Origin of the sequence: Streptosporangium pseudovulgare (assembly GCF_014648055.1) — a bacterium.
Taxonomy (GTDB): Bacteria; Actinomycetota; Actinomycetes; order Streptosporangiales; family Streptosporangiaceae; genus Streptosporangium; species Streptosporangium pseudovulgare.
The window spans coordinates 363,095-375,802 of record NZ_BMQJ01000005.1 but is presented as its reverse complement, the minus strand read 5'-3'; the positions used below and the strand labels follow the sequence as shown (position 1 = coordinate 375,802).

The window sequence follows — 12,708 nt, the reverse complement described above, 5'->3', positions numbered from 1 at the left end:
AGGGTGAGAACCGGCGAGACAAACAGGAGTACAAGTGATCCAGCAGGAGTCGCGGCTCAAGGTCGCCGACAACACGGGTGCCAAGGAGATCCTTTGCATCCGGGTGCTCGGTGGCTCGGGCCGGCGCTACGCGGGAATCGGCGACATCATCGTCGCCACGGTCAAGGACGCCATTCCGGGCGGCACCGTGAAGAAGGGCGACGTCGTCAAGGCGGTCGTCGTCCGCACTGTCAAGGAGCGCCGCCGGCCCGACGGCTCCTACATCCGCTTCGACGAGAACGCCGCCGTCATCATCAAGGACAGCGGTGACCCTCGTGGCACGCGTATCTTCGGTCCGGTCGGACGCGAGCTGCGTGACAAGAAGTTCATGCGCATCATCTCGCTCGCGCCGGAGGTGTTGTAAATGCCGAAGCTTCACGTGAAGAAGGGTGACCTGGTTCAGGTCATCGCCGGCAAGGACAAGGGTGCCAAGGGCCGGGTGATCGCCGCCTTCCCGCGCGAGGAGCGCGTGGTGGTCGAGGGCGTCAACCTGATCAAGAAGCACTCCAAGGAGACCAACCAGGGCCCGCGCGGCGCCAAGACCGGCGGTGTGCAGACCATGGAGGCTCCCATCCACGTGAGCAACGTCAAGAAGCTCAAGGATGACGAGAAGCCTGCCAAGAAGGAGTCGGCCAAGTCCGCCTCCGACGAGTCGGGTGAGGACAACTGATGACCGCTGAGACCACCGAGACCGTCCAGGCCGCGCGGCCCGTCCCGCGCCTCAAGCAGCGCTACCGCGAGGAGATCATCGCGAAGCTGCGCGAGGAGTTCGGGATCGAGAACATCATGCTGGTGCCCACGATCACCAAGATCAAGGTGAACATGGGCGTCGGCGAGGCCGCTCGCGACTCGAAGCTCATCGAAGGCGCCGTCCGCGACCTCACCTCGATCACCGGCCAGAAGCCGGCCGTCGTCCGGGCCCGCAAGTCCATCGCCCAGTTCAAGCTGCGTGAGGGCATGCCGATCGGCGCCCACGTCACGCTGCGCGGCGACCGGATGTGGGAGTTCCTGGACCGGCTGCTGTCGCTGGCGCTGCCGCGTATCCGCGACTTCCGCGGTCTGTCGCCCAAGCAGTTCGACGGCAACGGCAACTACACCTTCGGCCTCACCGAGCAGGTCATGTTCCACGAGGTCGACCAGGACAAGATCGACCGCCAGCGGGGCATGGACATCACCGTCGTGACCACCGCTAAGACCGACGACCAGGGCCGGGCGCTGCTCAAGCACCTCGGATTCCCCTTCAAGGAGGCCTGATCATGGCGAAGACGTCGCTCAAGGTCAAGGCTGCTCGCAAGGCCAAGTTCGAGGTCCGGGCGTACACTCGGTGCTCGCGCTGTGGTCGTCCGCGCGCCGTTTTCCGGAAGTTCGGCCTGTGCCGCATCTGCTTCCGCGAGATGGCGCACCGGGGCGAGCTGCCCGGCATCACCAAGTCGAGCTGGTAGCCGTCCGCGCGGCCGTACGGGTCCCACAGGGGCACGTGGAGCCGCGCGGCGCCGCCGGCCACACCAGTAAGTCCATTCACCGGGCGCCGTTCCAGGCGCCCATGACCGCACCGCAGGTCCCCTGGGGAAACCGCGGTGAGGAAGGCCACCGGCCATGACGATGACCGACCCGATCGCAGACATGCTCACGCGTCTGCGAAACGCGAACTCGGCGTACCACGACACCGTGGCGATGCCGTACTCGAAGATCAAGGCGCACATCGCCGAGATCCTTCAGCAGGAGGGTTACATCCAGTCCTGGAGCGTCGAGGACGCCAAGGTTGGAAAGAACCTCGTGGTGGAGCTCAAGTTCGGGCAGAACCGTGAGCGTTCGCTCTCTGGCCTGCGCCGGGTCTCCAAGCCCGGCCTGCGGGTCTATGCGAAGAAGGACAACCTGCCTCGGGTCCTGGGCGGGCTGGGCGTCGCGATCATTTCGACGTCCGGCGGTCTGATGACCGACAAGCAGGCCAGCAAGCGTGGAGTGGGCGGGGAAGTCCTCGCCTTCGTTTGGTAGAAGGGAGAAACCACAGCATGTCGCGAATCGGACGGCTGCCCATCCCTGTACCGAACGGCGTGGACATCGCCATCGATGGCCGGAATGTCACGGTCAAGGGCCCCAAGGGCACGCTTTCACACACGGTCGCTGAGCCGATCGAGGTCGCCAAGGGCGAGGACGGCAACGTGACCGTCACGCGCCCCAGCGACGAGAACAAGATCCGTGCGCTGCACGGCCTGTCCCGCACGCTGATCGCCAACATGGTGACCGGTGTGACCCAGGGATACTCCAAGACCCTGGAGATCGTGGGCGTCGGTTACCGCGTCCAGGCCAAGGGCCCGACCCAGCTCGAGTTCTCCCTCGGTTTCAGCCACCCGGTGATCATCGACGCGCCGGAGGGCATCTCCTTCCGCGTAGAGAAGCCGACGCTGTTCCACGTGGACGGCATCGACAAGCAGAAGGTCGGCGAGATCGCCGCGAACATCCGCAAGCTGCGCAAGCCCGACCCGTACAAGGGCAAGGGTGTGCGCTACCAGGGCGAGGTTGTCCGCCGCAAGGTCGGAAAGGCTGGTAAGTAGGCATGGCTGGCAAGACTGCGTTCGGCAAGCACACGGCCGCCCGCGCCGTCTCGCGGGCCCGCCGCCACGGCCGAGTCCGCAAGAAGGTCGTCGGCACGGCCGAGCGTCCCCGCCTGGTCGTCAACCGCTCCACGCGGCACCTGTTCGTCCAGATCGTCGACGACGCTCAGGGTCACACGCTGGTGAGCGCCTCCACCATGGACGCCTCCCTGCGTTCGGCCGCCGGCGCCAAGACCGACAAGGCCAAGCAGGTCGGCGAGCTTCTCGCTCAGCGGGCCAAGGCCGCCGGGATCACCGCCGTCGTGTTCGACCGCGGTGGCAACCGCTACGCGGGCCGCATCGCGGCCCTCGCGGACAGCGCCCGCGAAGGCGGGCTGGAGTTCTGATGGCCCGTCTTACGAATGAGAAGAGGAACCACTAATGGCTGGAGCACCGCGTCGCGGTGGTGCCGCCGGTGGCGAGCGGCGTGATGGTCGTCGTGACGACCGCCGCGGTGGCAACGCTGACAAGGGCGTCTCGTACATCGAGCGCGTCGTGAAGATCAACCGAGTGGCCAAGGTCGTGAAGGGTGGTCGGCGCTTCAGCTTCACCGCCCTCGTCGTCGTCGGCGACGGCAACGGTCTGGTCGGCGTCGGCTACGGCAAGGCCAAGGAGGTGCCCGCGGCCATCGCCAAGGGCGTCGAGGAGGCCAAGAAGCACTTCTTCCGCGTGCCCCGCATCCAGGGCACCATCCCGCACATCGTGCAGGGTGAGGAGGCGGCCGGCGTCGTCTTCCTGCGTCCGGCCTCGCCCGGTACCGGCGTCATCGCCGGTGGCCCGGTGCGCGCCGTGCTGGAGTGCGCCGGCATCCACGACGTGCTGTCCAAGTCTCTCGGCTCGGACAACCCGATCAACATCGTGCACGCCACCGTGGCGGCTCTGAAGGGCCTCAGCCGGCCCGAGGAGATCGCCGCCCGCCGTGGCCTGCCGATCGAGGACGTCGCGCCCAAGGCCATGCTCAAGGCTCGTGCCGAGGGCATCGCCGAGGCCGCGGCGGCTAAGGCGGTGAGCTAGGCGATGGCACGCCTGAAGATCACTCAGGTTCGCTCGAAGATCGGCGGCAAGCAGAACCAGCGTGACTCGCTGCGCTCGCTCGGTCTGAAGCGCATCGGCGACGTCGTCGTCAAGGAGGACCGCCCGGAGATCCGCGGCATGGTCTCCGTGGTGACGCACCTCGTCACCGTGGAAGAGGTCGACTAGACATGGCAGAGAACACTCCGCTCCGTATTCACCACCTGCGGCCGGCTCCCGGCGCCAACAAGTCGAAGATCCGCAAGGGTCGCGGCGAGGCGTCCAAGGGCAAGACCGCGGGCCGTGGCACCAAGGGCACGCACGCCAGGACCACCAACACCCCCGGTTTCGAGGGTGGCAACGTTCCGCTCCAGCGTCGCCTGCCCAAGCTGAAGGGCTTCTCCAACGCTATGTTCAAGACGACCTACCAGGTCGTCAATCTGGACAAGCTCGGCGAGCTCTTCCCCGAGGGTGGCGACGTCACCATCGAGGCGCTGATCGCCAGGGGTGCGGTTCGCAAGAGGCAGCCGGTGAAGGTGCTCGGTACCGGCGACATCTCCGTGGCGTTGAACGTGCAGGCGCACGCCTTCTCCGCCAGCGCGAAGGAGAAGATCGCCGCTGCCGGTGGCTCCGTCTCCGAGCTGTAGGCACAGCATGACGTGGCGCGGGGGCTCATCATGGGCCCCCGCGCCCGTAGTGCGTTAGAGTTCGCTGGACAGTGGGCTTCGACTACTCATTTCCGCGGGCTCGTTGACTTGAGATAGTAAGATGCGCCACCCCCGCACCATAGTTGACCGACCTCGCCTTTCAGGCGCGCAGGAGGGACCGTGCTGACCGCGTTTACCCGAGCGTTCCGTACGCCGGACCTGCGCAAGAAGCTGCTCTTCACACTGGGCATCATCGCGCTTTTCCGACTCGGTTCGGTTCTTCCGACCCCGGGTGTAAACAACGAGAACATCGCCCGATGCCTCCAGCAGGCGCAGGCCGGTGATTCCGGAAACATCTACGGCATGGTGCAGCTGTTCAGCGGTGGCGCCCTGCTGAAACTTTCAGTGTTCGCGCTGGGCATCATGCCCTACATCACCGCGAGCATCATCCTCCAGCTCCTCGTGGTGGTCATTCCCCGGCTGGAGGCACTGAAGAAGGAGGGGCAGGCGGGCCAGACGAAGATCACGCAGTACACGCGTTATCTGACGATCGGCCTGGCGATCCTGCAGTCCACCGCCTTCATCGCCCTCGCGCGCAGCGGGCAGCTGTTCCCGCAGTGCCGCGAGGAGATCCTCATCGACAAGGACAACATCTTCGCCATCGTCACGATGGTGCTGACGATGACCGCCGGCACCGGCGTCATCATGTGGCTGGGCGAGCTCGTCACCGACCGCGGCGTCGGCAACGGCATGTCCATCCTGATCTTCACCCAGGTGATCGCGGTCTTCCCGGCCGAGCTGCTGAACATCGCCCGTCAGAAGGGCGCCTTCGTCTTCGCGGTGGTGATCATCACCGGTATCGCGATGATCGCCCTGGTGGTCATGGTCGAGCAGGCGCAACGCCGGATTCCCGTGCAGTACGCCAAGCGCATGGTCGGCCGCCGGATGTACGGCGGGACCTCGACCTACATCCCCCTGAAGGTGAACCAGGCGGGCATCATCCCCGTCATCTTCGCCTCCTCGCTGCTGTATCTCCCGCAGCTGGTCACGACCCTCTTCAGCAACTCCGCGGAGGAGCCGAACCAGGTCGTCCAGTGGATCGAGCAGAACCTGGTGCGGGGCGACACCCCGGCGTACATGATCATTTTCTTCCTGCTCATCGTCTTCTTCACCTACTTCTACGTGTCCATCACCTTCAACCCCGTTGAAGTGGCCGACAACATGAAGAAGTACGGTGGATTCATCCCGGGCATCCGCCCGGGCCGGCCGACGGCTGAGTACCTGAACTATGTGCTCACGAGGCTGACCGCTCCCGGCGCGCTGTACCTGGGCCTGATCGCCATGGTGCCGATCGTCGCACTCGCGGTCGTCGGTGCGAGTCAGAACTTCCCGTTCGGAGGAACGAGCATTCTGATCATGGTTGGTGTCGGTCTCGACACCGTGAAGCAGATCGAGAGCCAGCTCCAGCAGCGCAACTACGAAGGCTTCCTGAAGTAGTGCGTCTCGTCCTGGTCGGGCCCCCCGGAGCGGGTAAGGGGACGCAGGCCCAGTTCATCGCATCGAACCTGTCCATCCCGAAGATCTCGACAGGTGACATCTTCCGTGCCAACGTCTCGGGCGGCACGGAACTCGGCAGGATTGCCAAGGAGTACATGGACCGCGGCGACCTCGTGCCCGACGAGGTGACGATCGCGATGGTCCGCGACCGCCTCTCGGAGAGCGACGCGCAGGACGGTTTCCTGCTCGACGGCTTCCCCAGGAACGTGCCCCAGGCCGAGATCCTGAAGAAGATGCTCTCGGAGTTCGGCGCGGCCCTCGACGTCGTCCTCGAGCTCGTGGTCGACGACGAGGAGGTCGTGCGCAGGCTGGCGGGCCGCCGTACGTGCGGCCAGTGCGGCCGCATCTGGCACGTCGACTTCGACGACAAGAAGGACGACGTCTGCGACGTCTGCGGCGGCCGGCTGTACCAGCGTGAGGACGACTCCGAGGAGACCGTCCGCCACCGGCTGGAGGTCTACCAGGAGCAGACCGCCCCGCTCGTCTCCTTCTACGCCGACGAGAGCCTCCTGGTCGGGGTGGACGCCACCGGCCCGGTGGAGGAGATCACCCAGCGCGCGATGGAGGCCCTGCGCCCCTTCGCCGACTAGCGGCCCGCCCGGGTCCCGGACCGGGAACGGCCCGGCTCGGGTCCCGTTCCCGGGGAACGACCCGCGGAGCCGGGACCGGAAGGCCGGAGAAATCATCCAGCACGCCACCCATGGAAACCCCACGGGTGGCGTGTTGTCATTTAGGGCAGAATCGGGGGAATTGGCCTCCTCGACCGCCCGTTGAACCACCCCAGGGGGTGCGCACGTGTTCAAGAAGAACAGGCACGGAATCCAGCTGAAGACGCCCGAGCAGCTGGAGAAGATGCGGGCGGCGGGCCTGGTGGTCGGCCGGACGCTGCAACTGCTCCGCGAGAGCGTCCAGCCGGGGATGACCCCGCTGGACCTCGACGGCATCGCGGAGAAGGCCATCAGGGACGAGGGCGCGATCCCCTCCTTCAAGGGCTACCAGGGCTTCCCGGCGTCGATCTGCGCGTCGGTGAACAACGAGGTCGTCCACGGGATCCCGAGCGATCGGCGCCCGCTGCGCGAGGGCGACATCATCTCGATCGACTGCGGGGCCATCCTCGACGGCTGGCACGGCGACTCCGCCATCACGGTCCCGGTGGGCGAGGTGGATCCCAAGCTGACCGAGCTGATGCGGGTCACCGAGGAGGCCATGTGGCGGGGCATCGCCGCGCTCACCGTCGGCCGTCACCTCTCCGACATCGGCCACGAGATCGAGAGGTACGTCCGCTCCCAGGGCCGTTACGGCATCCCCCAGGAGTACGGCGGGCACGGCATCGGCACCGAGATGCACATGGACCCGTGGGTCGCCAACCACGGCCGCCCGGGCCGGGGGCCGCGCTTCGAGGCGGGCATGTGCTTCGCCGTGGAGCCGATGCTGAACCTCGGCACCGACCGGACCAGGGTGCTGTCCGACGACTGGACCGTCGTGACCGTCGACGGAAAGGCCTCCGCGCACTTCGAACACAGCGTCGCGGTGACCGATAATGGTCCGTGGGTACTGACCGCCCTTGACGGGGGGAGAGAGCGGCTTGCCGACCTGTTGGGAGACGCGGGCTAGACGATCTGCCCGCCGGTGAGCGGATGTGATGCCGATGGCGGTTGGTCCGGAGATGCGAGCCTCTGACGGAGACCGTGACAGGGTCGCCGCGGCGCTGAGGGAGCACTACGCGCAGGGCCGGCTCACCACGGAGGAGTTCGACGAGCGTCTGGAGCAGCTCTACACCAGCAAGACCTACGGCGAGCTGGCCCGGCTGACCTCCGACCTCCCCGACGTCGACCTGCGGAGCCTTCCCGAGCCCGCCTCCCGGCAGCCGGCGCGGAGCGGGAAGGCCAAGTCCGGCAAGGGGTCGGGCGACCTCAAGGAGGCGTGGCAGGCCTGGGCGGTGGTCGGCGCCATCAACTGGGCGATCTGGTTCTTCATCGGCCTGGTGAGCAGTCTCGACTTCACCTATCCCTGGCCGCTGTGGGTGATGGGACCGTGGGGCATGGTCCTGCTGGTCATCACGATGTTCTCCGGCTCGGGCCGCCGCCGGGACCCCTGACGGCCTCCTCGGCGCCGGGCTCGGCATGGCCGGCGCCGTACGGCCGGGCCGTGGCCGTACGAGATCCTCACCTTCCGGAAAGGCCCTCCGGCGGTCCGCCGCCGGAGGGCCTTTCCCGCGTTGTGCGTGATCTTTACCCCCCGAGGCCCTTGCCCCCCGGGCGGCCGGGTACATGATCGCCATCGGTGGGCCGTGAGGTGGGGGTGGGCGATGGGGCCTGGTCGCGACGTCGCGACGTGCGCGAGAGTCCTCGGGTTGTGCGCGGCCGTGTTCGTGCTCACCGGCGGCGCCGCCGCGGGGGACGACGTGAGCGTCACCCCGTCCACGGCCCGCCCGGGACAGCTCGTGATCGTCTCCGTCGACCCGTGCGTCGCCCCCGCCGTCGCCTACTCCGCCGCCTTCGACACCACCTCCGCCCGGCTCGGCGACCACGACGGCGCGATGTACGGCACCGCCCGCGTCAGCTTCGACACCGTCCCCGGCTCCTACGTCGTCACGGTCCGCTGCGTCCGGGGCGGGCCGTACAACGGCACGTTCACGGTGGGCGCGCCGCGGCCCGCCGGGTACTCCGGCGGGGACCCGGACCGGGAGGCGGAGGCGGCGTCCGCCGTCCGGACGCTGTGGTTGTTCGGGGCGCTCGCCACCGTGGTGACGGTGCTGGGAACGGGGCTGACGCTGGCGATCGGCCGCCGGGCGCGCGGTGACCGCGAGACCTCGCCGACGCAGGGGGACGGCCCGATCTGAGGTATCCTGGATAGCGGTTGTGTCAAGGTACCGGCCGTCTGTTTCGCATTTCACCGCCGGGTGCCGTACACTCCTTCTTCGGTTCACTATGACCATTGCGCGTCGGCGGTTCGCAACCGTCGCTCTCATCGAAGCGCGTGGTCGCGGCTGCTTAGTGTTCCGATGCCTCAGACGACCGATCAGTGAAACGCGAGGACCATGGCCAAGAAAGACGGCGCCATCGAGATCGAGGGCACTGTGGTTGAGTCGCTCCCGAACGCGATGTTCCGGGTGCAGCTCGACAACGGCCATAAGGTCCTGGCCCACATCAGCGGGCGGATGCGGATGCACTACATCCGAATCCTTCCCGACGACCGGGTTGTCGTCGAACTGAGCCCCTACGACCTCAGTCGTGGGCGGATCGTCTACCGATACAAGTAAGCGTCTGAGGGACGAATAAGGACTATGAAGGTCAAGCCGAGCGTCAAGAAGATCTGCGACAAGTGCAAGGTGATCCGCCGGCACGGTCGCGTCATGGTGATCTGCGACAACCTGCGCCACAAGCAGCGCCAGGGCTAGTCGAAGAGCAAGGCCTTACATGAGTCCGCTCCACGTGGCGGACTCGTCCCATGTGGGGCCGGAGAAAGCAAGCGCGTCTCACACCCGTGCAGGCGGTCCTCACCGGGCCGGACCACGCGGGAGACCCCCGGTCGGAGGCCGGGGCCCTCGCCCCTGGGCATGGGGAGGGGCAGTGTGGCGCAGGACCTCCGCCACAACGAAGGAGAATGCCCGACCATGGCTCGCCTGGTTGGCGTCGACCTCCCCCGCGACAAGCGGCTGGAGATCGCTCTCACCTACATTTACGGAATCGGCCGCACCCGCGCGCTGGAGGCCCTCAAGGCCACCGGTGTGAGCGGCGACCTTCGCGTTCACCAGCTCACGGACGACGAGCTCGTCCCGCTGCGTGACTACATCGAGGCCAACTTCAAGATCGAAGGTGACCTCCGCCGCGAGGTCCAGGCCGACATCCGCCGCAAGATCGAGATTCAGTGCTACCAGGGCATCCGGCACCGCCGCGGCCTTCCCGTGCACGGTCAGCGCACGCAGACCAACGCGCGTACCCGCAAGGGCAAGAAGAAGACCGTCGCCGGCAAGAAGAAGCCCGGTAAGAAGTAGTCCGCGCAGCCGCAGGACCGAAGACCTCAGGAGTGAAGGCAAACAATGCCTCCTAAGAGCCGCCAGGGCGCGCCCAAGAAGGTGCGTCGCAAGGAGAAGAAGAACGTCGCTCATGGGCACGCCCACATCAAGAGCACGTTCAACAACACGATCGTCTCGATCACCGACCCGAACGGGAACGTGATCTCCTGGGCCAGCGCCGGCCACGTCGGGTTCAAGGGCTCCCGCAAGTCCACCCCGTTCGCCGCCCAGATGGCCGCTGAGAACGCCGCCCGCCGCGCCATGGAGCACGGCATGCGCAAGGTCGACGTCTTCGTCAAGGGCCCCGGCTCCGGCCGTGAGACCGCGATCCGCTCGCTGCAGGCGACCGGGCTCGAGGTCGGGTCCATCCAGGACGTCACCCCCGTGCCGCACAACGGCTGCCGTCCGCCCAAGCGCCGTCGCGTCTGACGCCCAGGAGAAGATAGAAAATGGCTCGTTACACGGGTGCGGACTGCAAGCTCTGCCGCAGGGAGAAGACCAAGCTCTTCCTCAAGGGCAAGAAGTGCGAGTCCGCGAAGTGCCCCATCGAGATCCGTCCTTACCCGCCGGGTGAGCACGGCCGCGGCCGTCCGAAGGAGTCTGAGTACCAGCTCCAGCTTCGTGAGAAGCAGAAGACCCGCCGCATTTACGGCATCCTCGAGAAGCAGTTCCGCAACTACTACGAGGAAGCCAACCGCAAGGGCGGCAAGACCGGCGAGAACCTCCTCCAGATCCTGGAGAGCCGTCTCGACAACGTGGTCTACCGCGCCGGCTTCGCCGAGTCCCGCGACGCCGCCCGCCAGCAGGTGCGCCACGGCCACTTCCTGGTGAACGGCAAGAAGGTCGACATCCCGTCGTACCGCGTTCGCGAGCACGACATCGTCGAGGTGCGGGAGCGTTCGCGCAACCTCCTGCCCTACGAGGTCGCCCGCGCCACCGCCGGTGACCGGACCTTCCCGGCCTGGCTGGGTGTGGCCCCCGAGGCCATGCGCATCCTGATCCACCAGCTCCCGGTCCGTCAGCAGATCGACACGCAGGTCCAGGAGCAGCTGATCGTCGAGCTCTACTCCAAGTAGCGCTCACGTGGGTGCCGTACGGCTGGGCCGTACGGCACCTATGCTGTTTGTAGCGAGCGACGTCAAATAGCGGGCGTCGCCATCCAGGGGGAGAACCCACATGCTGATCGCTCAGCGTCCCACCCTCCTCGAGGAGTCCCTCGAGGAGACCCGCTCCAAGTTCGTCATCGAGCCGCTGGAGCCGGGCTTCGGCTACACCATCGGCAACTCGCTGCGCCGCACGCTGCTGTCGTCCATCCCGGGCGCGGCCGTGACGAGCATCCGCATCGAGGGCGTGCTGCACGAGTTCTCGACCGTCCCGGGGGTCAAGGAGGATGTCACCGACATCATCCTGAACCTCAAGGAGCTGGTCGTGTCCTCCGAGCACGACGAGCCGGTCGTGATGTACCTGCGCAAGCAGGGCCCCGGCGACGTCACCGCCGCCGACATCGCGCCCCCCGCGGGCGTCGAGGTGCACAACCCCGAGCTGCGCATCGCCACCCTGAACGGCAAGGCGAAGCTGGAGATGGAGCTGACCGTCGAGCGCGGCCGCGGCTACGTCTCCGCCGCGCAGAACAAGCAGCCGGGCCAGGAGATCGGCCGTATCCCGATCGACTCCATCTACTCCCCGGTGCTCAAGGTCACCTACAAGGTCGAGGCGACCCGTGTCGAGCAGCGCACCGACTTCGACCGTCTGATCCTGGACGTCGAGACCAAGCCGTGCATGAAGCCCCGCGACGCGGTGGCCTCGGCCGGCAAGACCCTCGTCGAGCTGTTCGGCCTCGCCCGCGAGCTGAACGTCGAGGCCGAGGGCATCGACATCGGCCCGTCGCCGACGGACGCGGCCCTGGCCGCCGACCTGGCGCTGCCGATCGAGGAGCTGAACCTCACGGTCCGCTCCTACAACTGCCTCAAGCGCGAGGGCATCCACACCGTGGGTGAGCTCGTGGCCCGCAGCGAGCAGGACCTGCTGGACATCCGCAACTTCGGTGCGAAGTCCATCGAGGAGGTCAAGCAGAAGCTGCACGAGATGTCGCTCGCGCTCAAGGACTCCCCGCCCGGATTCGACCCGAGCGCGGTGGCCGGCGGCGGCTACGACGACGACGACAGCGCGTACGTCGAGACCGAGCAGTACTGAGTTTCATCATCGGGGGTCCTAGGACCCGCCGGCCCGACCCCGGTACCTCGTACGGCCGGGGCGGGTTAACTACAAGGAGATCGAAATGCCTCAGCCCACCAAGGGTGCCCGTCTCGGTGGAAGCCCTGCTCACGAGCGGCTGATCCTGTCGAACCTGGCCACCCAGCTGTTCCAGCACGGCCGGATCACCACCACGGTCGCCAAGGCCAAGCGGCTTCGCCCGCTGGCCGAGCGGCTGATCACCAAGGCGAAGAAGGGCGACATCCACAACCGTCGCCAGGTGATGACCGTCGTCCGCGACAAGGGCGTCGTCCACCACCTGTTCACGGAGATCGCCCCGACCTTCGCCGAGCGTCCCGGTGGCTACACCCGGATCACCAAGATCGGTAACCGCAAGGGCGACGCCGCCCCGATGGCCGTCATCGAGCTGGTGTCCGAGCCGCTGAACACGGTCCGCACCACCACGGCTCCGGCCGCCCCGGCCCCGAAGGCCGAGGAGACCGAGGCCCCCAAGGCTGAGGAGACCCCGGCCGAGGAGACCGCCGAGGCCCCCAAGGCCGAGGAGGCCGAGGCCAAGAAGGACGAAGCCTGATCCGTCAGGCCCGCTGAACGGGCCCGGCATCCCCTTTCGCGGGTGCCGGGCCCGTTC

General features: G+C 67.0%; 22 protein-coding genes. All 22 read left to right on the top strand.

The features are described from left to right. Nucleotides 1-34 precede the first annotated feature (34 nt). Nucleotides 35-403, top strand: coding sequence for a 50S ribosomal protein L14 (rplN, locus tag IEZ10_RS13495; protein ID WP_179819688.1), 369 nt, complete (start codon nucleotides 35-37; stop codon nucleotides 401-403). Next, on the top strand, nucleotides 404-709 hold the full coding sequence (gene rplX, locus IEZ10_RS13490) for a 50S ribosomal protein L24 (RefSeq protein ID WP_189246830.1): 306 nt from the start codon (nucleotides 404-406) through the stop codon (nucleotides 707-709). It abuts the gene before it with no gap. Next, entirely contained in the window at nucleotides 709-1,293 is a 585-nt protein-coding gene (rplE, locus tag IEZ10_RS13485) for a 50S ribosomal protein L5 (protein ID WP_189246829.1), read from the top strand. Before rplX ends, rplE begins: the two co-directional genes overlap by 1 nt. A 2-nt stretch (nucleotides 1,294-1,295) precedes the next feature. Continuing rightward, nucleotides 1,296-1,481: a type Z 30S ribosomal protein S14 gene (locus IEZ10_RS13480; protein ID WP_068896544.1), complete on the top strand. Its 186-nt coding sequence runs from the start codon at nucleotides 1,296-1,298 to the stop codon at nucleotides 1,479-1,481. Between the two features lie 154 nt (nucleotides 1,482-1,635). Further along, nucleotides 1,636-2,034, top strand: a complete 399-nt coding sequence (gene rpsH, locus IEZ10_RS13475; RefSeq protein WP_179819685.1) for a 30S ribosomal protein S8 — start codon at nucleotides 1,636-1,638, stop codon at nucleotides 2,032-2,034. Between the two features lie 17 nt (nucleotides 2,035-2,051). Further along, nucleotides 2,052-2,594, top strand: a complete 543-nt coding sequence (gene rplF, locus IEZ10_RS13470) for a 50S ribosomal protein L6 (protein WP_179819684.1) — start codon at nucleotides 2,052-2,054, stop codon at nucleotides 2,592-2,594. Nucleotides 2,595-2,596: 2 nt separating this feature from the next. Then, nucleotides 2,597-2,980: a 50S ribosomal protein L18 gene (gene rplR / locus IEZ10_RS13465; RefSeq protein WP_179819683.1), complete on the top strand. Its 384-nt coding sequence runs from the start codon at nucleotides 2,597-2,599 to the stop codon at nucleotides 2,978-2,980. 34 nt (nucleotides 2,981-3,014) lie between these two features. Beyond that, entirely contained in the window at nucleotides 3,015-3,647 is a 633-nt protein-coding gene (gene rpsE / locus IEZ10_RS13460) for a 30S ribosomal protein S5 (protein ID WP_179819682.1), read from the top strand. A 3-nt stretch (nucleotides 3,648-3,650) separates the two neighbouring features. Then, on the top strand, nucleotides 3,651-3,833 hold the full coding sequence (rpmD, locus tag IEZ10_RS13455; RefSeq protein ID WP_068896549.1) for a 50S ribosomal protein L30: 183 nt from the start codon (nucleotides 3,651-3,653) through the stop codon (nucleotides 3,831-3,833). Nucleotides 3,834-3,835: 2 nt separating this feature from the next. Further along, complete coding sequence (gene rplO, locus IEZ10_RS13450) at nucleotides 3,836-4,291, top strand: 50S ribosomal protein L15 (RefSeq protein WP_189246828.1); 456 nt, start codon at nucleotides 3,836-3,838, stop codon at nucleotides 4,289-4,291. Between the two features lie 180 nt (nucleotides 4,292-4,471). After that, nucleotides 4,472-5,788 (top strand): preprotein translocase subunit SecY, encoded by a 1,317-nt coding sequence (gene secY, locus IEZ10_RS13445; protein WP_189246827.1) that lies wholly within the window; start codon nucleotides 4,472-4,474, stop codon nucleotides 5,786-5,788. Beyond that, a complete protein-coding gene (locus IEZ10_RS13440) occupies nucleotides 5,788-6,438 on the top strand; it encodes an adenylate kinase (protein ID WP_189246826.1) in 651 nt (216 codons plus the stop codon). Before secY ends, IEZ10_RS13440 begins: the two co-directional genes overlap by 1 nt. A 205-nt stretch (nucleotides 6,439-6,643) precedes the next feature. After that, nucleotides 6,644-7,462: a type I methionyl aminopeptidase gene (gene map / locus IEZ10_RS13435; RefSeq protein ID WP_189246825.1), complete on the top strand. Its 819-nt coding sequence runs from the start codon at nucleotides 6,644-6,646 to the stop codon at nucleotides 7,460-7,462. 52 nt (nucleotides 7,463-7,514) lie between these two features. Continuing rightward, nucleotides 7,515-7,946 (top strand): DUF1707 SHOCT-like domain-containing protein, encoded by a 432-nt coding sequence (locus tag IEZ10_RS13430; RefSeq protein WP_229811227.1) that lies wholly within the window; start codon nucleotides 7,515-7,517, stop codon nucleotides 7,944-7,946. 210 nt (nucleotides 7,947-8,156) lie between these two features. Further along, nucleotides 8,157-8,690, top strand: coding sequence for a hypothetical protein (locus IEZ10_RS13425; RefSeq protein ID WP_189246823.1), 534 nt, complete (start codon nucleotides 8,157-8,159; stop codon nucleotides 8,688-8,690). A 198-nt stretch (nucleotides 8,691-8,888) separates the two neighbouring features. Beyond that, nucleotides 8,889-9,110, top strand: a complete 222-nt coding sequence (gene infA / locus IEZ10_RS13420; RefSeq protein ID WP_012887858.1) for a translation initiation factor IF-1 — start codon at nucleotides 8,889-8,891, stop codon at nucleotides 9,108-9,110. A 24-nt stretch (nucleotides 9,111-9,134) separates the two neighbouring features. Continuing rightward, complete coding sequence (rpmJ, locus tag IEZ10_RS13415; RefSeq protein ID WP_003956441.1) at nucleotides 9,135-9,248, top strand: 50S ribosomal protein L36; 114 nt, start codon at nucleotides 9,135-9,137, stop codon at nucleotides 9,246-9,248. A 216-nt stretch (nucleotides 9,249-9,464) separates the two neighbouring features. Next, a complete protein-coding gene (rpsM, locus tag IEZ10_RS13410; RefSeq protein ID WP_179819675.1) occupies nucleotides 9,465-9,845 on the top strand; it encodes a 30S ribosomal protein S13 in 381 nt (126 codons plus the stop codon). Nucleotides 9,846-9,890: 45 nt separating this feature from the next. Further along, nucleotides 9,891-10,295 (top strand): 30S ribosomal protein S11, encoded by a 405-nt coding sequence (gene rpsK / locus IEZ10_RS13405; protein ID WP_020542285.1) that lies wholly within the window; start codon nucleotides 9,891-9,893, stop codon nucleotides 10,293-10,295. Between the two features lie 20 nt (nucleotides 10,296-10,315). Beyond that, nucleotides 10,316-10,942: a 30S ribosomal protein S4 gene (rpsD, locus tag IEZ10_RS13400; RefSeq protein WP_189246822.1), complete on the top strand. Its 627-nt coding sequence runs from the start codon at nucleotides 10,316-10,318 to the stop codon at nucleotides 10,940-10,942. A 100-nt stretch (nucleotides 10,943-11,042) separates the two neighbouring features. After that, nucleotides 11,043-12,059 (top strand): DNA-directed RNA polymerase subunit alpha, encoded by a 1,017-nt coding sequence (locus IEZ10_RS13395; protein ID WP_189246821.1) that lies wholly within the window; start codon nucleotides 11,043-11,045, stop codon nucleotides 12,057-12,059. Between the two features lie 85 nt (nucleotides 12,060-12,144). Further along, nucleotides 12,145-12,651 carry a 50S ribosomal protein L17 gene (gene rplQ / locus IEZ10_RS13390; RefSeq protein WP_189246820.1) on the top strand — a complete coding sequence of 169 codons (507 nt, stop codon included), beginning with the start codon at nucleotides 12,145-12,147 and terminating at the stop codon, nucleotides 12,649-12,651. The last annotated feature ends 57 nt before the right edge of the window (nucleotides 12,652-12,708 follow it).

What these genes read in the sequence shown, in the direction of transcription:
- rpmD (WP_068896549.1), top strand. Translation starts at nt 3,651, where the DNA reads ATGGCACGCCTGAAGATCACTCAGGTTCGCTCGAAGATCGGCGGCAAG.
- rplQ (WP_189246820.1), top strand. Translation starts at nt 12,145, where the DNA reads ATGCCTCAGCCCACCAAGGGTGCCCGTCTCGGTGGAAGCCCTGCTCAC.
- rplE (WP_189246829.1), top strand. Translation starts at nt 709, where the DNA reads ATGACCGCTGAGACCACCGAGACCGTCCAGGCCGCGCGGCCCGTCCCG.
- rplR (WP_179819683.1), top strand. Translation starts at nt 2,597, where the DNA reads ATGGCTGGCAAGACTGCGTTCGGCAAGCACACGGCCGCCCGCGCCGTC.
- rpsD (WP_189246822.1), top strand. Translation starts at nt 10,316, where the DNA reads ATGGCTCGTTACACGGGTGCGGACTGCAAGCTCTGCCGCAGGGAGAAG.
- IEZ10_RS13480 (WP_068896544.1), top strand. Translation starts at nt 1,296, where the DNA reads ATGGCGAAGACGTCGCTCAAGGTCAAGGCTGCTCGCAAGGCCAAGTTC.
- infA (WP_012887858.1), top strand. Translation starts at nt 8,889, where the DNA reads ATGGCCAAGAAAGACGGCGCCATCGAGATCGAGGGCACTGTGGTTGAG.
- rpsE (WP_179819682.1), top strand. Translation starts at nt 3,015, where the DNA reads ATGGCTGGAGCACCGCGTCGCGGTGGTGCCGCCGGTGGCGAGCGGCGT.
- rpsH (WP_179819685.1), top strand. Translation starts at nt 1,636, where the DNA reads ATGACGATGACCGACCCGATCGCAGACATGCTCACGCGTCTGCGAAAC.
- IEZ10_RS13395 (WP_189246821.1), top strand. Translation starts at nt 11,043, where the DNA reads ATGCTGATCGCTCAGCGTCCCACCCTCCTCGAGGAGTCCCTCGAGGAG.
- rpmJ (WP_003956441.1), top strand. Translation starts at nt 9,135, where the DNA reads ATGAAGGTCAAGCCGAGCGTCAAGAAGATCTGCGACAAGTGCAAGGTG.
- rplX (WP_189246830.1), top strand. Translation starts at nt 404, where the DNA reads ATGCCGAAGCTTCACGTGAAGAAGGGTGACCTGGTTCAGGTCATCGCC.
- rpsM (WP_179819675.1), top strand. Translation starts at nt 9,465, where the DNA reads ATGGCTCGCCTGGTTGGCGTCGACCTCCCCCGCGACAAGCGGCTGGAG.
- IEZ10_RS13425 (WP_189246823.1), top strand. Translation starts at nt 8,157, where the DNA reads ATGGGGCCTGGTCGCGACGTCGCGACGTGCGCGAGAGTCCTCGGGTTG.
- rpsK (WP_020542285.1), top strand. Translation starts at nt 9,891, where the DNA reads ATGCCTCCTAAGAGCCGCCAGGGCGCGCCCAAGAAGGTGCGTCGCAAG.
- rplF (WP_179819684.1), top strand. Translation starts at nt 2,052, where the DNA reads ATGTCGCGAATCGGACGGCTGCCCATCCCTGTACCGAACGGCGTGGAC.
- rplO (WP_189246828.1), top strand. Translation starts at nt 3,836, where the DNA reads ATGGCAGAGAACACTCCGCTCCGTATTCACCACCTGCGGCCGGCTCCC.
- IEZ10_RS13430 (WP_229811227.1), top strand. Translation starts at nt 7,515, where the DNA reads ATGCGAGCCTCTGACGGAGACCGTGACAGGGTCGCCGCGGCGCTGAGG.